We start from the raw sequence: 21,822 nt of genomic DNA on the forward strand, positions 1-21,822 counted from the left end.
GCGATTGATCGGACAGTGGTGTTGCTTACCATATGACATCACTTCAGGTTAGAACCTGATGGACTAGCTCGGAGTAGCTATTTAAGAAAGAGAGGGATCTCGTAAAGAGGAAATATACAAACCAATATACAAACCATTATATGAACTTGTATGATTTTCGCAATCATTAACGGGCTTTTTTGAAGATTAATCAGGAGGTTGATTAGCTGGATGTTCAAAAATTTGCGTATTATGTTGTGTTTATTACTAGTGGCCTCTTGCATCCCTTTATGGAGCATGCCTGTCGCTGAAGCTGCCGCTGCGGTACTTCCAACAGGAGGGGCTAGCGGATGGAATGGTTTGAGCTTCAACGGTAACATAGGAACCAGCACTTATGACAAAACTACAGGAACCTATACGGTTGCGAATACGACATCGAACGGTGTTACCAACAGTAATTCAACAACAGAGCAGTTTCAATATGCCTATACGCCTATAAGCGGCGACTTCACTATGATTGCCAGACTTGCTACCTATGATTATCTTAGTAGCGCTCAGACTGGCATATTGGTGCGCAGCAACTTAAGTCAACAAAGCTCATTTGTGTATGGATACTTATACGGTGGAGGGACTAACTACCAGCCTTATGTTTCGACTAAAACAACCATGGGTACTGCGGCGGCATCTAATTCGGGTTATAAGGTCTCGTCAGTGGACAAGACTTATACCACATCTGACCTGCCGCAATACATGCGGGTTCGTAAGCAGTGGCAGAATTCCTCTAAAACGGATGTATATTATGATCTTGGAACTTCAGATGGGACAACGATAACCTGGACCAATATCAACGGCAAATCAATTACCGATGCTAACGTGTTGCAAAACCAAACGATGTACGTAGGTTTTGCTGTAGGTAAAGCTCCTATTAGCGCATCGTTTGACAGTGTGACGGTAATCAATTCGTATATTGGCAATACAAATCCAACGCTTGTAGCCAGCCTGACACTGGTTGCTCCAACTCCGACGGCTGTGCCAGCTGACGGCCAAGTTGCACTCAGTTGGAACAACGTAACGAACGCAACCTACTATAATGTGTATCGCAGCACCAGCAGCGGTGGCACGTACACGAAAATTAACACTAGTCAGATATCAAGTACCAGTTATATAGATACTGCAGTAACGAACGGACAAAACTATTTCTATATCGTTAAGTCGGCGAATTCACTTCAAGAAAGCGTCTCCTCAGATGAGGTTTCGGCAAGACCAGCTATACCAGCGGCTATTGCTGCACCGACAACATTTACTGCAACTGCGGGTAATGCGAGTGTTGTTCTTGCATGGAGTAGCGTAAGTGAGGCGACCAATTATAAAATCAAGCGAGGCAGCGCCAGCGGCGGTCCGTATACAGATTTAACTACGGTTACCGGAACGACTTATTCCTATACGGACAGTTCAGTAGTCAATGGTACAACGTATTATTATGTTGTTAGTGCCTTGAAAGCGGCGGTTGAAAGCGCAAATTCGAATCAAGCAGCAGCAACACCAGTAGCTCAATCCCTACCGACTTCTCCGTCTAATTTGGTTACGTGGGCCGGGGATGCTCAAATGAGCCTTTCTTGGGGTAGTGTGTCGGGGGCAGCTTCATACAACGTGAAACGAAGTGTGACAGCAGGAGGCCCATACACTACGATTGCCACTAATGTGACAGGGACCAGCTTCAACAACACGGGATTAACTAATGGAACAGCTTACTATTATGTGGTGAGCGCTGTAAACGTGATTGGTGAAGGTGTAAATTCCAATGAGGTGTCAGGTAGACCCGGTGCTTTCCTGATCAATGATGATTTTGAGAACAGCACGCTCGGCGCTGAGCCGAACGGATATATTTCGATTGCCAATGCAGCTGATGTTGCCATTAATAATATCTCAGTTATTAATAATAATAATCTGACGAATAAATATTACTCGCCAACAGAGGCTTTACCTGCAAATAATAAGTCAGTCAACATTCCGGGGAATTCAACCAATGTATTCTGGATTAATGATAATGCCAATGCTAGTCGTAGAGGAGGCTTTACGAATACCTTTACTACGATATCCGGCAAAAAGGGTCTCACCGCCCAACTTGATTTTATGGAACCGACATTGATTGGTGACTCCTACCCGTTAGAATTACTCGATAGCTCAGGCAAAACGGTACTTTCCTTAAGTGTCACAAATCTGGGTGCGCTTACAACTGTGAGCAAGGGGATTTGGTATAATTTGAAGTTCGTAACCGATACAGGTACGAATACTGCGGATTTTTATATGAACGGAGTGTATAAGGGTAACTATACTTTTACTACACAGGACACGAACATCGCCAAACTACAAGCAAGAACGGCCGGTTCTTCCTTAGGCAGTCTGTACCTTGATAATATTAAGGTATACCAGCAAGCCGTGACGATACCACAAAAATTGACAGCCGGCGGCGGAAACAACATCTCGGAGTTAAATTGGAACGCAGCAAGCGGGGTAGATGCTTATAATGTATATCGAAGCTCTGCTTCTGGTGGCACTTACATTTTGGTTGCTAGCAATGTGCCGTCAAACAGTTATACGGATACAGGCTTGGCAAATGATATTAATTATTACTACAAGGTTACAGCGGTGAGTGCGAGCGGAGAGAGTGAATATTCCAATGAAACGTTCGCAACTCCAAACAGTGTGGCTCCTCCAGAAGCGCCAACGGGGCTATCAGCGGTGGTACGAGATAGTCAAATCACCTTAAACTGGAACTCTTCGACGAATGCTACTTATTACACGCTTCAAAGAAGCACGACACCGAACGGTCCTTTTACACAATTGCTGCTCAATGGGTCGCAGAAGCTCACGGGCACAACTTATCTTGACACCAACTTGACAGACGGAACTCCTTATTATTATCAAATTGCCGCGGGAAACATTGGTGGGTTGAGCCCCTTTGCAGGGTTTTCTAATAGTCAGACTACTGTAACGCCTACTGCACCACTCGATACACCCGTATTATTGAATGCGATGCCCACAAATAATAAGGTTGACTTGAGTTGGTCTTCCGTTAAGCAGGCCACCTATTACAACGTAAAAAGAAGCACGGTAAACGGCGGACCTTACACAACGATAGCTGCCAATGTGAATGGAACGAGTTATTTGGATTCAACTGCAGCTAATAGCACGACTTATTATTATGTAGTTACTGCTGCTAATACATGGTTGGAAAGTATGATTTCCAATCAGTTGAAAGCTACGCCTTATGCTCCAGTATTGGGGGCACCTAATAAGCCAACTGGCTTCGTGGCGATTGCGGACGATGGGAGCGTAAAGCTATCATGGAATGCCATATCCGGCGTAACCTCTTATAACGTAAAAAGAGGGACGGTTAGCGGTGGCCCTTACTCGACGGTAGCTTCATCCACTCAAGCATCGTATGAAGATAATGCTGTAATCAACGGAACAACGTATTATTATGTAGTCTCTGCTGTGAACACGAATGGGGAAAGTCCGGTTACGGATGAAATTATTGTACTTCCGGCTAAAGTGCTTACTGTTGATAAGACTGCGATTGCAAGTGCAACCGTATTTAACACCATTCAAAGCGCTGTTAATGCGATTCCAACTACCAATACAACGAGAACTGTTATTTATATCAAAGCGGGTACGTATACGGAAAAGCTTGTCATTAATAGTCCATACGTAAGTCTTGTTGGGGAGGGAATCGATAAGACAACCATTGTTTATGGTAATTATGCCGGAACAACAGCAACAACCGGACAGCCAGGCCACACGGGCAGCACGTTTCTAAGCCAAACGGTTGATGTCACTGCAGATTATTTTACTGCTTCTAATTTGACGATCGCGAATAGCTCTGCTCCACGTTCTGCTGTTGCACAGGCGGTTGCTCTGTCACTCAAAAGCGATAAGGCTGTATTTGAATCGGTTAAATTAGTAGGCTATCAGGATACTCTGTATACGGGTTTGAATTCTACTAGCAAAGGTCGTCATTATTTCCATAACAGCATTATTCAAGGTGATGTTGACTTCATTTTCGGAGAAGCTCCGGCAGTTGTCTTTGATAATGTGAAGATGGTTCTAGTCAGCAATTCTGGCGGTGGCGGACATATCACGGCAGGTGCACAAAAAAATCTAACCGACATGGGATATATATTCCTGAATTCTCAAATCATTGACGATACTTCTGCGCTTGGTACTTATGACTTGGGGCGTCCGTGGAAAGATAATGCTAAGATTCGTTTTATAAATACTTTGATCGACTCCAAGAAATTCCTTGCCAGCGGATGGATTTCTTCTTGCGCAGGTGCCTGCACCACATACTCGTTTGGAGAGTATAACAGCTACGGACCAGGAGCGAGCCCATCAGCTAGGCAAATTGCTACACAGCTAACAGGCTCAGAAGCAAGCTTGACGATTCCGCAGATTTTCAATGACCCTACCAATACAGTAGTGGCGGATCGAACATGGGATCCTTCCATTCCGGTCATGATGCCAAAAACCAATTATTTGCCAACGGTATCCGTTACATCATCCAGTTTTGATAAATACGCTGCTAAGCAAGCGGATCTTAATGTGGAGGTACAATACAACGGTTACGCGTTGACGAATATTACAAACGGTATTGCTGTTCTTGGCTCGTCAGACTATACGGCTTCGGGAAATGTGGTTACGCTTAAAAAAGCTTACCTCGCTGGGCTGTCGGAAGGTACAATTACACTGAGCTTTAACTTCAGCTCCGGCTCCATCACGATACCAGTACCTTTCACTGTCAACGTCGTCAATTCAGACAGAGCGGATATTGGAAAACAGATTCTAGCTGTCAATGATGGCTGGGCTTCCTATTCAACAGGAACTAAAGGAGGGGCTGACGCCGATTCGGCGCATATTTTCACAGTGACCAATCGTAGTGAGCTGATTCAAGCGTTGGGCGGAACTAACAGCTCGAATGCTACGAATGCCATATCTAAGATAATCTATATTAAAGGTACTATCGACATGAATGTGGATGATAACAATAATCCGGTAGGTTTCGATTATTATAAAGCTCCTGGATATGACTTTAATGCCTACTTAGCAGCATACGATCCGGCAGTTTGGGGAAAATCATCTGTTCCATCTGGTGCTTTAGAGACGGCGCGTGCTGCCTCGGAGACCAATCAGGGTAACAAAATAAAAATTAATGTGGGTTCAAATACGACGATTGTTGGGTTACCTGGTTCTAACGCAAAAATTCTGGGTGGTAACCTGATGATTCAAAACGTGGATAATGTCATTGTCCGAAATATTGAGTTCCAAAACGCATTTGATTATTTCCCTCAGTGGGATCCGACTGACGGAGATACGGGCAACTGGAACTCTGCTTTTGACAATATTACGCTTAAAGGCGCTACGCACATTTGGATCGACCGCAATACGTTTAGTGACGGAAGTAATCCGGATAACTACAGCAATACATATTTTGGTCGTCAGTACCAGCAGCATGACGGATTATTAGATATAACAAATGCATCCGATTTGGTCACTGTTTCCTACAACTATTTCCACGATCATGACAAAACGACCCTTGTTGGTGGGAGTGACGGATTTGCTGGTGATATCGGAAAAGAAAGAATTACATTTCACCATAATTATTACAAAGATATAACTCAACGTGCTCCGCGTGTACGTTACGGGCAAGTTCATCTTTACAATAACTTTTATGAAGGGACATTTAACAATCCCAGCTATCCGTACCTTTATGCGATTGGAGTCGGTTATGCATCGCAAATTTACGCTCAAAACAACTATTTTGTAGAAGATGCAGGAACGTCAGCCTCAGATTTGATAGGTATTTTTGCTGGAGGTACTACATTTACTGACACTGGATCTGTACTGAATGGGACTGCAGTTAATATCGCGCAAAGCAAAGGTGGTTTGAATCCTGTAAATTGGACACCTACGCTGTTCACCACAATAGACGCGACAACGGATGTGCCAAAAATGGTTGTGTCAAAAGCGGGTGCAGAAAACACTTTACAGAGATTGTTGTCGGCTCCAAGCGGAGTTGTTGCGACAGCGGTCAATTCACAGATAACTGTAAAGTGGAACAGTGTAACCGGAGCTACTTATTACAGCGTGAAACGGAGCACCAGCAGTAACGGAACATTTACAGTAATAGCAACGAATGTGACCAATCCGCAGAGTTATACCGATGTGAATGTAACGAATGGCAACAGCTACTACTACGTGGTAAGTGCGGTCAATGCTGCCGGAGAAAGTGCAGACTCAACGGTAGTAAAAGCAACACCAGTGGCAGCCTTAACACCACCGGCAGCTCCAAGCGAAGTTGTTGCGACAGGGGGCAATTCACAGGTAACTGTAAAGTGGAACAGTGTAACGGGAGCTACTTATTACAGCGTGAAACGGAGCACCAGCAGTAATGGCACATTTACAGTAATAGCAACGAATGTGACTAATCCGCAGAGTTATACCGATGTGAATGTAACGAATGGCAACAGCTACTACTATGTGGTAACTGCGGTCAATGCTGCAGGAGAAAGTGCAGACTCAACCGTAGTAAATGCAACACCAGTAGCAGCCTTAACACCGCCGGCAGCTCCAAGCGGAGTTGTTGCGACAGGTGGCAATTCACAGGTAAATGTAAAGTGGAATAGTGTAACCGGAGCTACTTACTACAGCGTGAAACGCAGCACCAGCAGTAACGGCACATTTACAGTAATAGCAACGAATGTGACTAATCCGCAGAGTTATACCGATATGAATGTAACGAACGGCAACAGCTACTACTACGTGGTAAGTGCGGTCAATGCTGCCGGAGAAAGTGCAGACTCAACCGTAGTAAATGCAACACCAGTGGCAGCCTTAACACCGCCGGCAGCTCCAAGCGGAGTTGTTGCTACCGCAAGGACTGCTAGCGTTAGTTTGTCTTGGAACGCTGTCAACGGGGCAACCGGGTACAATGTAAAACGCAGCACGACGAGCGGCGGACCGTACACGACGTTAGCTTCTAATGTAACTGGAACCGGATATGAGGATACACCGCTTGCCAATTATGTAACATACTACTATGTAGTATCTGCTGTCATTGAAAGTTTAGAAGGGATGGACTCGACTGAAATTAGCGCAAGATCATTTATTCCAAACAGCACGAGTACCACTGCAAATACTAGCGGCAGCAATTCTGGCGGCGCTTCTTCCACGGGCAGCCAAGCGGCAGCGGCCTCCACTGACAAAAGGGGAGTAACGCTTCCTAATGTGGAGCCAATTAAAGAGCAGTCTGCAGATGGGAAAATAACATTAAAAGTAAATGTGGATGCAGCATCGTTACAAAAAGCATTTGACGACCTAAAAGCATCCAATGGTTCAATTGAACCCCAAATTATTATCAATGTGAAGGGCAGCGGGGCGCAGGCAAAAATTCAACTCCCGCTGGATATTATTGCAAAAGCACAGACGAATGTACCTGCAACCTTATTATTTGTACAATTTGACAACATGACTTACGGATTACCCATCCAAGCTCTTGACGTGGCGGCTTTATCCAAAGCGCTCGGAGCAGAAGTTAAGGATTTAAAGATTAACATCACAATTGAAAAGGTGAATAAAGAAACCACAGGAGCGGTAGAAGCGAAAGCTAAGCAATCCGAACTGAAGCTACTAACTGCAGCCGTGGACTTCAATGTAACAGCGGAAGCGAATGGAAAAATCGTTTCGGTCCATGATTTTGGGCAAACGTATGTGCAAAGGACGTTAGCAATTGCACAAACGATAGATTTTAACACAACAACTGCTTTGCTCTATAACCCGGAACTGGGTGAAATGAGCTTTGTTCCAGCAACATTCCAAGTAGTGGATGGTATTACCCAAGTGACAATCAAGCGACCGGGCAACAGCATTTACACAGTTGTTCAATCAACGAAGTCGTTTGCCGATTTGAATGGACATTGGGCCAAGTCGGATGTCGAGCTCCTTGCATCGAAGCTGGTAGTAAAAGGGGCAACGGATACGAGCTTTGCTCCACAGAACCAGATCACACGTGCGGAATTCGCAGCACTTCTAGTACGTTCAATCGGGCTTAATGAAGCGAGTTCGGCTAAATTCACCGATGTGTTGGCGTCAGAGTGGTATGCTGGTGCGGTTGGGGCAGCTTCGAAGGCTGGTTTAGTTGATGGCTTTGACGAAGTTACTTTCAAACCCGGAGCAACCATTACTCGTGAGCAAATGGCGGTAATGATCAGTCGTGCAATCACCATCTCAGGCAAGAAAGCGGCGGCTGATGTGAAAGGAACTGCAACCTTCACTGATAGCGCATCAATCAGCACATGGGCCAAGGACGCTGTTACACAGTCCTATAACGCAGGTATCATCAATGGAATTACTGATAAGACGTTTGTTCCCAACGCCAATGCAACTCGGGCGGAAGCGGCCGTCATGTTGAAACGCTTGCTGCAACATGTAGAATTCATTAATTAATATTCACTAAGGGTAGACTTGAAGTAGAAAAATGATAGTTTTAAATAGCAGAAAGACAAAAGGGAGAGGCTCGGCGCCTCTCCTTTTTCTATATGACTATAATTGGGGGCTTTATTGTAACTGCCGAAGTCCAGTAATGTATATGCTGATCCATACATTTAGCAGCTATGCAGATAAGGTTTGGGGAGGAAATAAAAACTCCTATAACCGGGTGGTTGCAGGACGGGTTTGATTATATGCCTTTTTATTGTTGGATGATAATTTTCTTCCTATAGCTATAAATGGTTTTTCTATTACCAAATAAGTCAGTGTTGCAACGCAAATGGTGATAACCACCCACAAAATAAACGTCCATATTCCACTTTCTAATCTGGGCAGAGCTTCAATAACCAGAGCGTGCATTAAATATATAGAATAGCTGATCACTCCGAGAAATAGTAGGATTTTGGGACTCTTCAAATTTTCAGTTTTAAAACTCAACAAAAACAGAAGATACGCAAATGTCCAAGCACTCAGCATTGGCACAAATGAATGGGTACCCAAATACATAGGATCATTATCTTCCCAAAAAACATTATTACAAATAACTAAAATTAGTAAGAATGAACAGCCGTATACGATGGAAAAAACCTTGCCGCTGATTTGTTTCTGATAGTAACGGTACATGACAGCTCCCACAAACATTGTATACAAGCTGAAAAACATGCCCCACCCTGGAATCTTTATACCCAAAATAGGAGAAGCAGAAGTAACAAGGGCAAGCACAAAAAAGACAAATACTATTGTAATAGAACGCCTAAACAAGCCTACAATGAATAAAAGAGAACAAATAAAATAAAAGAGCATTTCTATACCTAATGTCCAATACAGCCCAATGATGTCAGGCTTTCCAAGAAACTTTTGAACCATTGTTACATTTGCCAAAATCGTTGGAATGGAAGGTTTCTCCACTGAATGAATATAAAAATAATATAGCAAAACAGCCATGCCCAAATTAACCCAATACAAAGGATATAACCGAAAGAAACGTCTTATCCAAAAGGTTTTCAATCTATTTGATCGCTCTAGTGAATGCGGAATGATAAAACCACTACTTAAGAAAAAGAGAGTTACTCCGAATTGCCCCATTTGAAAATAATTGCTGATAAAATAAACAAATCCAGGAAATAATCTCTCTCCCATATGTTCAACCATTACAGCTAAAGCTGCTATTCCTCTTAACATATCTAAAAACTCGAGTCTTCTTTCTTTCTCTAACAGCAAGTAGATCCCCCATTATTTCAATTAAATTGTAGTATTAAACTTATAAGAACATAGTACGCATCAGAGAATGAAGGAACAATTGAACCCGTTCAAGTGCTTGATGTACCTGTTCGAGCAGTTCCTGCAGCTTCCCAATTCAAAAGATTCAAAAATACTTGCCGGTCTATGCCTTGGTCACTATGACGAACTTGCAGCATGTTCAAATCTGGATGACAGCTTTAATGAGCCTTCGTCTTGATGACAAGGTATGTACTATTTAACGTTTACAAAACATAAAGCCCTTTGATATTTTTATATTTATTTTACTTCAACAGTTTGCTACCACGCGCAGTTATATTCTGAGTCCTTACTTTTTAAGGATACCACATCAGTCAATATGTCCAAACTCAAGGCCGTCGATTTTCTATTCAGACCTAAAGCGCTGCCACAACGAAAATGAAGATTCTACCCTTTGGTTTGCTGCTATTATATGATTACCTACATGTGTATACTGCTAGACTTGTCCTCCGTAAAATATCTCGTTATACTTCGCTGCCGCGGCACAACCGGCCACCGGTCCCGGATCGGTGGAACCGAAAGTCAGTGAGCAGACGATGAACCGTCTGCTCACGGCCAAAAATTGCTAGCGCCCCTAATACTGGGAAGACTGCCATCCTGATTCAGGATTGCGGTCTTCCTGATATATCGTTCAGTGCCAGTGTTCGCCCGTTTACATTTCATGTTTTGGTTCTTTAATCTGCTTCAAGAATATTTATCAATTTCTAAATTTCAAATGGTTGACTCGTAATCGGGAGCCATGCTACAATTCACAAAACCAAGTAAACCTATAGTAATTATTGTATCCATTTTTTTTGAAAGAAGGTGACCGTATTGATTGATTGTCTCTATCCACCATATCTCAGAGTAACACAAGTTTGTTGGCTGCTGTGGCCTGCATCATCTCATTATATAGAGGGAGTGGAGAAATGGGGCAATTCAATTTATGGGTACGGTGGTGGCGGAAGGTCTGGGATGTTGTTTTAAAACCTGGAATTACGTTGTTGAACAGGCTGCAGTTTATGGGGAAGTTTGCGTTAATCGGTATCGTGGTGCTCGCTCCGCTGCTACTGTTGGCCGGACTTTCCATTCGGGATTCCAGTGCTTCGGTGTCCGCAATCCAACGGCAAATCGATGGTCTGGCGGCGATTAAGACGTCCGGTAAGCTGATGTATACGCTGGAGGGGCACTGGCGTTTGTGGGAGAACGTCCAAACAGGCTCTGTGGGAACGGAGCAGCTAAAGCCTGTTGAGGCCGAGCTGGCACAGGCCGTTCGAACGCTTGGATCGTATGCTGCGAAGGAGGGACATAATAAATCGATTCAGGCGAGCTGGAGCTCAATCATCAAGCAATGGGAACAATTAAGTGGAAAAGGCGTGGAGCTGAGGCGGCTTGAACGCGAGAAACTACATATGGGTCTGAATAGGGAGCTTACACAGCTGATTGAGCAGATCGGGCTGGAATCCGGCATTCTCTTCGATCTGCAGCCTGAATTGTTTCAAATCAAGGATGAGGCCGTCCGCAAATTTCCTGTCCTCATCTCGCAAATGATGTTTTTGCAGATTGAAACGCTGGATGCTTATACCAATGCGTCTACTCTGAAAACGATTTCTGCAAACGATAAAAACAAAATTGCCTCGGAAGCGGAGGCGGTCAGCAACAGCTGGGAAATTATTTACAAAGTTTCCTCGGACTCCGACCATGCAGTCTTGTACCAGGGATTAAAAGCGGATGACGCACAGGTACAGCAAACGGTCGTGCAATTGATTGAGGAGTTTCAGACGAAGATTGTATGGCCGATCAAAATTATTATGGAGCAAGAGGAGTGGAGTAAGCAGGCTAATGCCACTTCAGAAGGCTTTTACAAGCTATGGAGCAAGCGGAATGACTGGATCGATGTGAAGCTGAAGGAAAATGCGATTAATGCAAGGAAAAATATTCTTCTGATTCAGCTGTTATCTGTTGTAGCTGTTGTGATGGTTGTTTATTTGTTTTTGGCGCTATATCGTTCTATCGCATCAGTGGTAGCCGATTTGAAGCTGGCTGCGGCCCGACTGGCCGCAGGCGACTTGGCGGCACGTCTTCACGTCAGAACGAAGGACGAGCTACAGGTCGTTGCGGACAGCTTCAACCATATCGGTGAATCGTTCCGAGGTGTCCTGATTGAGGTAAGCGAAGCCTCTGGTCAATTGGCTGCCTCGGCGGAGCAGATGTCAATAAACGCCAAACAAACCTCCCAGGCGACTGAGCATATCGCTGAAATCGCCGAGCAGCTAGCGGTTGGTGCCGACCAGCAAGCCTATACCGTGGAGGGAAGCGCACAGACGATCGATAGCGTATCGGCGCAAATCTACCAGATTGCTGCAAATGCGCGTTCGGCAGCCGAGACAACAATAGCAGCTTACGAGAGCTCGTCGGTGGGCGGGAGTACGGTTCAGACCGCCACCAGGCAAATGAAGACAATCAGTATATCCGTAGAAGGCCTTGCTCATGTGATCACCGAATTAGCTGGCAAGTCACAGGAAATTAGCCAAATCACTAGAGTAATCACGGATTTATCGCAGCAGACAAATCTGCTGTCGTTAAATGCCGCGATCGAAGCGGCGAGAGCAGGCGAGCATGGTCGTGGATTTGCCGTAGTGGCAGGGGAAGTCAAGAAGCTTGCTGAGCAGTCCTCCCGAGCCTCCCAGCAAATTGCTGGTCTGATCGATTACATTCGCGATGAGATCAGTAAGGCGCAGCAATCCATGCAGTCGGCAACCGGGGAAGTGAATATTGGGTTGGAGGTAGTCGGTACCGCGGGCAGCTTGTTCTCCGAAATTGAACGTTTTGTTCATGAAGCTAACGGTAAGGTACGCGATGTTTCGGAGGCTACTGGACAAATTTCCGCGGGAACGGAGCAGATTGTGCGATCCATCACAGAAATTGCAGCCGTAGCGCAGACAGCTGCAGAAGGCACTCGGAATGTGTCGGCTGCCGCTCAGGAGCAACTGGCTTCCATGCAGGAGGTTACCTCTTCTTCCAGGGAGCTTACGCATATGGCAGCACAATTGCAGACTTTGGTGGATAAATTTAAGCTGTGACCAATCACCCACATTGCCTTGCAAAATTTGACACTTGCATACGTTCAGTTCACAGGAGTAGGAGTACTTCCTGGCTTTTCGTATCCTGGGGATGCACATTCTCTATATACTAAATATGGGTCCGTGTCGCAAGAATGATGTTGTGCAGCCAACAAGCGAATAGTCATGTCTGTCACAAGGAGGAAATTGCTTCGGCAAGGTCCTCCTGTATTTTAATTTATATATTCCCGAATAATTTGTTTTTGTTATGTCCATAGCAATTAGATGATGGGAAAAGAAGGAGATGCTGGGATGAATCTTAAAAATCAACGCGTAGTAATCATAGGCGGGAGTTCGGGTATTGGCTTAGCCACAGCTAAAGAGGCAATTCTACAGGGAGCCCGTGTCGTAATTGCTGGGCGTTCATTAGAGAAACTGGAGAGTGCCAAAGCTGCGCTAGATAGCGAATTACTTGAGATCCAGCAGTTGGATAACAAGAATGAAGATTCAATTAAGGCATTTTTTACGATGTTGGACATTTTGATCATTTGTTTACGCCTGGTGCCTCATACGTGCTTGGTCCAATAACAGCGACTACGGATATTGCCGAAAGCTGTTTTCAAGCAAAATTTTGGCCGCAATATTTTGCTGCCAAATATGCGGTTCAACATATTTCACAGAATGGCTCTATTGTGCTAATGTCGGGCGCGGCGAGTCAAAGACCAATCCCTGGTGCAGCATCTTATGCGGCTTGTAATGGAGCTATCGAGAGTCTGGGAAAAGCGTTGGCTGTTGAGCTTGCTCCTGTTCGGGTCAACGTGGTTTCTCCTGGTACAATCAGAACTGAAAAAGAACGGACAGAAGCTTATGAAGCCTATAAAGGCATGTGCTTGCTAAAGCGAGTAGGGAATGTTGAGGAGATTGCACATTCCGTTATTTACTTAATGACGAATCGATATACGACGGGAAGCACGCTCTTCCCTGATGGTGGTTATGTGTTAAGCTGAGTTCAAGACATTTTTCTAGGAAATTTTACTGAGGACAAGCCTTGCGGAGCGTACAAGCGGTTATATAATGGAAAGACAAAAGGGAGAGGCTGAGCGCTTCTCCCTTTTTGTGAGTCAGACATCATACGCTTGATCTTTGAGTGCCGGAAGCTTGACACTTCTTCAAGATACATTTCCGATACACTGGAAGGCTTTCCTTTCCCACGCCTTGTTGTCCCTCAACGTTATACACTACAGGTAAACCCAAAGACTGGGTTGCTTGAAATCGTAACCTGCAAAAAAAGATATACCGTCCAAGTAGTGGGGACTGTAGGCAAACGTTGTCGTCGTGTAGTCCACACGGCTTGAGGCTACAAACGCTCATTTGTACTCGCCTAGCATTGCAACCACTTTCAGCAGTTCTCTGTTAGTAAGCTTGTTTGCCAAGCCATCTCGCAATCATTTTCAATAGATATCACGGTTAGCCAGGTTCCCGTGTACAGAGTCCACCTCCGAGACAGCTCTGCTGGGTGCTGCCCTTCGCCAACCAGCTCAAAAGTTCACAGCTCGTCATCCTTGTCTGCATAATCGTCCAAGTCCCCACATAGACATGTTATCAGTTGCTTTTACTTTTGTCTGGAGGGGATTGGAATGCGGCGGTTCACGTGGGTGATTGCCTTGGTGGTGTCTTTAAGCTTGGTGCTGGCAGGATGCGGCAAGAAGGATGCAGGGGCAGTTGTGAAGGATTTGGACGGTGTAATCAATAAGCTGGACAGCTATCAGGGCATTGGACGGATGGTGCTGCATACAGGGCAGGAGCCGCAGGAGTATCAGGTGGAGGTGTGGTATAAGAACCCGCACTATTACCGGATATCGCTAAAGAACGATAAGAAGGATATCACACAAATCGTGCTGCGTAATGATGATGGAGTATTTGTACTGACACCGCATTTGAACAAGAGCTTCCGCTTCCAAAGCGATTGGCCGGAGAATCAGGGTCAGGTGTATTTGTACCAGTCATTGGTGCAAAGCATTCTGATGGATAAGGAACGTCAGTTTATAACAGATCCAAACGCGTATGTTTTCGATGTGATGGCTAATTACCAGAATGGCTCGTTGGCGAGGCAAAAGATTTGGCTGGACAAAAAGAATCTTTCACCGAAGCATGTTGAGGTATCCGATGCGAATGCAAATGTGATGGTCATTGTAGATTTCAACCAATTCGAGTTCGGCAAGAAGTTTGAAAAGGACTCCTTTGATATGCAGCGGAATATGACAAGCTGGAACCTGAAGTCGCTGCCGACAGTCGCGGCGACAGGCAGTGCGAAAGCCCAAGAGCAAGGCACATCAGCAGCTGTTAGTGCAGGAACCCAAAGCAAGAGCAACAGTACAAATACCAATAGTACAGGAAATAACAATCAGCCAGCAGGCGCAGCAGCCAGCACCAGCACTAATCCTACGGGTGTAGGAAGCAGCACAAGTACCGCCGCGGGTGCGGGAAGCAAAACTGATGCAGCGAAGCAGCAAGCGGCCCAAGCTCAATTTGGCGTGATTGAACCTTACTATACACCAAGTGGCGTAAAGCGACAGGATATGAACGAGATTAAGCTCGGTGAAGAGAAGGCGATGATGCTGCGCTACTCAGGCAAGTTTAACTACACGCTGGTGGAGTCGCGTCCACAGTCTCAGACGGTATCGGCACTTCCAGGAGATATTGTTGATCTTGGCTATACGTTGGCGGTGATTACAGGTGGAGAAAAGAAGATGCTGACATGGACTTACGACGGTGTCGAGTTCAGGCTCTCTACAGCAGACCTTCCGATGAATGAGATGATTAAAGTGGCTCAGGCTGTACAGGGTGAGATGGGGAAATAGGAACCGCTTCGTCATGAAATTACAGATTGGAACCAATGTTTACCAACGCCTTGCTGTTCATCATATTGTCATTGACACCCGTTGAAGAACGGATTACCATTAGTTACATTGATTATTTTGAATAGCTGCAATGCGGGGGAGGTTCCTTAATTTAAGGAACTTCTCTTGATTGTCACGGAGAAGGTGGATGTATGGATTCGTATTTTCGTCCGACACGGGTGGAAATATCTTTGGATGCGCTGCGGGCTAATTTGCAGGGATTTCGACGGGTTTTGCCTGAGCACGTCAATATGATGGCTGTGGTGAAAGCCGATGCTTATGGGCATGGCGCTGTGGAAGTGAGTAAGGAAGCGCTCCGTTGTGGAGCGACGTATATTGCAGTAGCTTTCTTAGATGAAGGCTTGGAGTTAAGGCAGGCTGGGATTACAGCTCCGATACTTGTACTCGGATATACGCCTCCAGAGGGTCTGGAATGGGCCTGGAAGCACGATATTACGGTAAATGTATACAGCCATGAGGTATTGGATGCTTTTGAACGCCTGGAGCCAAGAGAGAAGCCATTGTCTATTCATATTAAGGTAGATTCGGGTATGAACCGACTGGGCTTGGCTACTGAACAAGAGGCTGTTGAGCTAATAGAGCGAGCACTCCGTATCCCTGGACTTTTGGTTGAGGGGATTTTTACCCATTACGCTTCAGCTGATGATGCAGATAAAACGTATACGATGGAGCAGTATCGTCGATTTGATCGAATTGTGAAAGGTTTTCGTGATCGTGGAATTGAGTTTACGTATGTTCATGCCAGTAACAGTGCAGCAGCCATTGATTGTCCAGATTTATCGTACAATATGGTCAGACTGGGGATTGCAATGTACGGCTTATATCCTTCCGAGGAGGTAAACCATCAGATTATTGATTTGGAGCCTGTGCTCAGCATTAAAACGGGTGTAGTCATGGTCAAAAATTTACCTCACGATTCAGGAGTCAGTTATGGAACGATCTATCGGACAAAGGGTGAGGAAACGATAGCAACGCTTCCGATCGGGTATGCAGATGGATTCTCAAGGATGATGACGGGAAAGGCCGAAGCTTTAGTGAGAGGTCAGAGAGTGTCTATTGTCGGCAGAATATGTATGGATCAATGTATGGTAAATGTGACAGGAATGGATAATATTCTTAATGATGAGGAAGTTGTGATCCTTGGTAAACAGGGTGATCAGCGAATTACGGCGGAAGAGCATGCAGGATGGCTGGGTACCAATAATTATGAGATAACTTGTATGATTTCCCATCGGGTGCCCCGTGTTTACATTCGAAATGGAGTTGTGGTTTCTACGGTTAATCCGTTGATGCGGCAAGGATAAAACACTTGGATCTGAAAATTATGGCTATCTTTTCCAATGAATTTTTTGTAGGTGCTGGAAAGGATTTTGCCGAAGTATCGCGAATATGTATAACACATACTTCTGGGAATGCTGCTTACACATTTTTTGGAGTTATAGCGGTATAACATATTAGCTATACGAAGCGCATATACTGATTTGAATAAATTGTCTGTATATTCGCCATAATGGTACTAACGTTTGTATGTTTTTGGGGGTGTATGCTTGGTGTCCAATGTGCATAACACGAAACGCATCATGATTAGCTTGCCTGACTATCTGCTTCAGGAAGTGGATGGTATCGTGGAAAAAGAAAACTCCAATCGAAGCGAGTTTATTCGTCAAGCGATGAAGCTGTACTTGGTGGAGCGAAAGAAACGTCACCTGAGAGAATCGATGCAGCGTGGTTACATGGAGATGGCAAAGATTAATTTGAACATGGCTTCGGAAGCGTTTCAGGCGGAGGAAGAAGCGGATAACACACTGGACCGTTTAGTAAGCGGGGTGTAACTATTGATTGTTAAACGTGGAGATGTATTTTTTGCAGATCTTTCTCCGGTCGTAGGATCGGAGCAAGGCGGAATTCGACCCGTTCTGATTATTCAGAACGATATTGGTAATCGCTTTAGTCCTACCGTGATTGTGGCGGCGATTACAGCACAGATTCAAAAAGCAAAGCTGCCTACGCATGTAGAGATTGAAGCGGAAGCTCATGGCTTTGACAGGGATTCTGTTATTTTGTTGGAGCAAATTCGTACGATTGATAAGCAGCGTCTTACAGATAAAATCACACATCTGGACGAAGAGACGATGCGTAAGGTGGACGATTCACTGCAAATTAGCGTGGGACTAATTGAGTTTTAATGCATGCAGGGATGAAGGCGAGGGGTCCGCTTTGTGGGCCGCTCGTTTTTTAATTGGCTAAGGAGGCAAGGAAGCGAATGGCAAAGGAAGAAGTGCTCCAAATGGAAGAAGGCAAGACGAATATAGAGCTGGATAGTGCGATGAAGGCTGCGATACTAGGGCGTATCCAGAAGCAGATTGCAGCTGAGCTGCAGCTGCCTGAAGGTAAGGTTCGGACGACAGTAGGTTTGTTGGATGAGGGGAATACGATTCCTTTTATCGCACGTTACCGTAAAGAGATGACCGGTGAGCTGGATGAGAATCAGCTGCGGGATATTGAAGAGCGTTTGGCTTATTTGCGTAATTTGGAAGCACGCAAGCTTGAGGTTATCCGGCTTATTGACGAGCAGGACAAGCTGACAGATGAATTGAAGATATCGATAGAGAAGTCGGTCAAGCTGCAGGAACTGGAGGATTTGTACCGACCTTATCGTCAGAAGCGGAAAACAAGAGCCAGCGTTGCCAAAGAAAAAGGCTTGGAGCCGCTTGCCGAGTGGATCTTGTCCCAACAGCGACAGGGAGATCTGTTGGTTGAAGCAGGTAAGTATGTGAACGAAGAGAAGAACGTCAAGACAGCCGAGGAGGCCGTTCAAGGGGCAAAGGACATTATTGCTGAGCAGATCGCCGATGATGCCAAGGTGCGTGCCTGGGTGCGGAGTTTTACTTTTGACCAAGGCATTGTGCGTACGGAAGCTAAGGATGCGGCTGTAGAGTCGGTGTACGAGATGTACTACAGCTATCAGGAGCCGGTTCGTAAGCTGCCTCCGCATCGGATTTTGGCGGTGAATCGCGGGGAACGCGAGGATGTGCTACGGGTAACGCTTGAGGTTCCAACGGATCGAATTCACGACTATATGATTAAGCAGTTGGTCAAGGGTCCTTCGGTTGTCAGAGATACACTGACTGCTGTTGTGGAGGATGCTTACAAACGGCTGCTGGCACCATCGGTTGATCGGGAAGTACGCAATGAAATGACGGAAAAAGCAGAAGAACAGGCGATCGATGTATTTGCCGAGAATTTGCGTAATTTGCTGCTGCAAGCTCCGGTCAAAGGCAAGGTAGTGCTCGGTGTCGATCCGGCATTCCGGACTGGCTGCAAGCTCGCTGTGGTTGACGATACAGGCAAAATGCTGGAGATTGCGGTTACATATCCAACACCACCGAATAACAAAATTACGGAGGCCAAGGCCAAGTTCCATAAGCTGATTGAAGCTTACAGTGTCGAGCTGATTGTGATTGGCAACGGTACGGCTTCACGGGAGACGGAGCAGTTCGTTGCCGAGCTGATCGCAGAGATCAAAACCCGCAGCTTGCAATATTTGATCGTCAATGAAGCTGGAGCGAGTGTGTATTCAGCCTCCAAGCTGGCTCAAGGCGAATTTCCAGACCTGGATGTAGCTGAGCGAAGTGCCATCTCTATAGCCAGACGTATACAGGACCCGCTCGCCGAGCTGGTGAAAATCGAACCGAAGGCGATCGGAGTAGGGCAGTACCAGCATGATGTGACGCAAAAAAGATTAGATGAAAGTCTTACCTTTGTCGTGGAATCGGCAGTAAATCATGTCGGGGTGGATGTGAATACGGCATCGCCATCGCTATTGTCTTATGTCTCAGGCATTAATAGTACGCTGGCCAAAAATATTGTTAAATACCGTGAGGATAACGGCAAATTCACGAACAGATCCCAGCTGCAAAAGGTACCGCGTCTGGGTGCCAAGGCTTATGAGCAGTGTGCCGGTTTTATGAGGATTAGCGAAGGCAAAAATCCGCTGGACAACACACCTATCCATCCAGAATCCTATGACGCAGTAGATAAGCTGTTCCGTGAATTGAAGCTGGAACTGAAAGAAGTTGGCTCTCAGAAGCTGAAGGAGCTGCTGCAAGCCGTTGAGCCTGTCGAGCTGGCTACCAAGCTTGGAGTCGGTGTTCCGACGCTTCGAGATATATTGGATAGCTTGCAGCGTCCTGGTCGAGATCCGCGTGATGAGCTGCCGGCACCGATTTTTCGCACGGACGTACTGAAGATCGAGGATTTAACTGCGGGTATGGAGCTGCAGGGCACGGTTCGCAATGTAATCGATTTTGGTGCCTTTGTCGATATTGGGATCAAAAACGATGGGCTGGTCCATATTTCACAGCTGAGCAACACGTTCGTTAAGCATCCAAAGGATGTTGTATCTGTCGGAGATACCGTATCCGTTTGGGTACTGAGTGTTGACTTGAAAAAAGGGCGCGTAAGTTTGACGATGAAAGATCCTTCTTGAACGACCTGAACAGACGAATTGAAATAGAGCATAGCCCGGTGAGTGAAGACTCGCTGGTCTGTGCTCTATTTGTTTTGGTGCGTACTTGAAGTAGGTATGGATGCTCATAGAGTCCGGTGAAGAACTTGCGCAGCGAGCCTTATTCACTGGACTTCTAAAAATGCGGTGAATAAAGAGCGGAGGGGACGAAATTGTTCTGTAGTAGCGGAGCGTACGCCTTTGTTCAAGAATTTCCACCACTAAATCCTTTATATAATGAAGAAATCCTTGAACAACAGCGATCGGAAGAACATTTCAGCCCTGCAGCGGCACTTATTCACCGCACTTCTAAAGCTGGGATGTAGACGATTCCTCGACGCGTGTCCGGTAAAAATACCAGCAATCGTTCAACAGACGGATTTGTCTGCGGTTTTTGTTGTAATAGGCTTTCATTAATTGATTGCACAGCCATAGTGGCAAAAGAACCAGCCCCCTTCCCGACCTGCCGTTAGCAAGTTATTAAGGCCCGTGTAAGCAACCTTTAACTTTTTCTGGATGGTTTAGGATATGGCAGTGTGGGCGTGTGGGTGCAGGTCCTAATGAGTCAGTTCTTCTTCATCCTCATACCACTGCTCAAGCTGCGCCTGAAGGGCACGGATCTCGGTTAATAAGGAAATGAGCGGATAAGCCTGCTCGTTGATAGCGGCAAAGGTTAGCTCAAGCTGGTTGATATAGGCCAATCCATGATGAAGCGTGTAGCCGGTGCTTACCAAATCCAGGGCATCACATTCGGCGATCACTTTGGGTAAGGAAGGTATATTCGCTGCCGTCAGCTTTTCTAATTCTTTATGCAAACGCAAATGTAAGGCAGTTAGCTGGTACGCATGCGTTGCAGGCATTTCAACAAATTCAATATGATCGATGTACTGAAGGATAGTGTATCTCATTGTGGACATAGTCGGTTAGGACTCCTCTCGTGCTTGTGGTTCGGTTATAGGCTGCGAAAATAGGAAAATACGTTTACCTACTTGACAGTGTAGCCTATGCTGCGGTTACAATTCAAGTGAGAATATGAAAAGAAAAGCGGATGCTGTGAAAGAAGGGAAGTCATGGAGGACGAACAACTGCAGCAATGGGTGGAGCGGATTTCGCTGACGTTCTTTGGACGTCCCTTTTTGCATAAGGCTACCTTTAATGGAAGATTGACCTCAACGGGCGGACGGTATTTTACCAAATCCCATCATATTGAAATCAGTCGGCGGCAGCTCGATCAGTTTGGCGCGGACGATGTCGAGAAGATCATTAAGCACGAGTTGTGCCATTATCATTTGCATATTATGGGGCGCGGCTACCAGCACCGGGATGAGGAATTCAAAACCTTGCTGCAAAAGGTCGGGGGTACAAGATTTTGCCAATCGTTATCCGTGACTAAGCGGAAGGAGCCTTATCGTTACAAGCTGGTGTGTACAAGCTGTCGAACCGAATATATCCGAAAAAGAAAGCTAGATCCGAAGAAATATGCTTGCGGGAATTGCAGTGGGAAATTGAAGCTGCTCAAGCTTGACTTGCAGCAGCATTCGTGATAAATTAA

11 protein-coding genes and 1 pseudogene are annotated in these 21,822 nt (G+C 45.6%); 9 read left to right on the top strand and 3 right to left on the bottom strand.

The annotated features are described in order from the left end of the window. Nucleotides 1-210: 210 nt before the first annotated feature. Nucleotides 211-8,481: a pectinesterase family protein gene (locus BM210_RS36115; RefSeq protein WP_091175344.1), complete on the top strand. Its 8,271-nt coding sequence runs from the start codon at nucleotides 211-213 to the stop codon at nucleotides 8,479-8,481. 201 nt (nucleotides 8,482-8,682) lie between these two features. Here the strand turns inward: BM210_RS36115 and BM210_RS26995 are convergent, their stop codons facing one another. Next, nucleotides 8,683-9,744, bottom strand: coding sequence for an acyltransferase family protein (locus tag BM210_RS26995; protein ID WP_091175346.1), 1,062 nt, complete (start codon nucleotides 9,742-9,744; stop codon nucleotides 8,683-8,685). A 965-nt stretch (nucleotides 9,745-10,709) separates the two neighbouring features. Between BM210_RS26995 and BM210_RS27000 the strand changes: the two genes are divergently transcribed. From BM210_RS27000 to BM210_RS27030, 7 genes and pseudogenes are all read left to right on the top strand, one after another. Continuing rightward, nucleotides 10,710-12,863: a methyl-accepting chemotaxis protein gene (locus tag BM210_RS27000; protein WP_091175347.1), complete on the top strand. Its 2,154-nt coding sequence runs from the start codon at nucleotides 10,710-10,712 to the stop codon at nucleotides 12,861-12,863. 291 nt (nucleotides 12,864-13,154) lie between these two features. Then, nucleotides 13,155-13,849: pseudogene (locus tag BM210_RS27005) on the top strand (SDR family oxidoreductase). A gap of 630 nt (nucleotides 13,850-14,479) precedes the next feature. Next, nucleotides 14,480-15,703, top strand: a complete 1,224-nt coding sequence (locus BM210_RS27010; RefSeq protein ID WP_091175349.1) for an outer membrane lipoprotein-sorting protein — start codon at nucleotides 14,480-14,482, stop codon at nucleotides 15,701-15,703. A 191-nt stretch (nucleotides 15,704-15,894) separates the two neighbouring features. Further along, complete coding sequence (gene alr, locus BM210_RS27015; protein ID WP_091175351.1) at nucleotides 15,895-17,067, top strand: alanine racemase; 1,173 nt, start codon at nucleotides 15,895-15,897, stop codon at nucleotides 17,065-17,067. A 246-nt stretch (nucleotides 17,068-17,313) separates the two neighbouring features. After that, the gene (locus tag BM210_RS27020; protein ID WP_091175377.1) at nucleotides 17,314-17,595 is read left to right on the top strand and encodes a CopG family ribbon-helix-helix protein; all 282 of its coding nucleotides are present in this window, start codon (nucleotides 17,314-17,316) and stop codon (nucleotides 17,593-17,595) included. Nucleotides 17,596-17,598: 3 nt separating this feature from the next. Further along, nucleotides 17,599-17,949, top strand: coding sequence for a type II toxin-antitoxin system PemK/MazF family toxin (locus BM210_RS27025; protein WP_076235415.1), 351 nt, complete (start codon nucleotides 17,599-17,601; stop codon nucleotides 17,947-17,949). 101 nt (nucleotides 17,950-18,050) lie between these two features. Beyond that, a complete protein-coding gene (locus tag BM210_RS27030; RefSeq protein ID WP_091175379.1) occupies nucleotides 18,051-20,252 on the top strand; it encodes a Tex family protein in 2,202 nt (733 codons plus the stop codon). A gap of 327 nt (nucleotides 20,253-20,579) precedes the next feature. Here the strand turns inward: BM210_RS27030 and cmpA are convergent, their stop codons facing one another. Beyond that, on the bottom strand, nucleotides 20,580-20,711 hold the full coding sequence (cmpA, locus tag BM210_RS27035) for a cortex morphogenetic protein CmpA (protein ID WP_091175352.1): 132 nt from the start codon (nucleotides 20,709-20,711) through the stop codon (nucleotides 20,580-20,582). Between the two features lie 116 nt (nucleotides 20,712-20,827). Continuing rightward, the gene (locus tag BM210_RS27040; protein WP_091175354.1) at nucleotides 20,828-21,187 is read right to left on the bottom strand and encodes a hydrolase/acyltransferase; all 360 of its coding nucleotides are present in this window, start codon (nucleotides 21,185-21,187) and stop codon (nucleotides 20,828-20,830) included. A gap of 153 nt (nucleotides 21,188-21,340) precedes the next feature. Here BM210_RS27040 and BM210_RS27045 point away from each other — a divergent pair, with 153 nt between their 5' ends. Next, nucleotides 21,341-21,814 (top strand): SprT family protein, encoded by a 474-nt coding sequence (locus BM210_RS27045; protein WP_091175356.1) that lies wholly within the window; start codon nucleotides 21,341-21,343, stop codon nucleotides 21,812-21,814. Nucleotides 21,815-21,822 lie beyond the last annotated feature (8 nt).

It is taken from the genome of Paenibacillus sp. 1_12 (assembly GCF_900114475.1).
GTDB lineage: Bacteria > Bacillota > Bacilli > Paenibacillales > NBRC-103111 > Paenibacillus_S.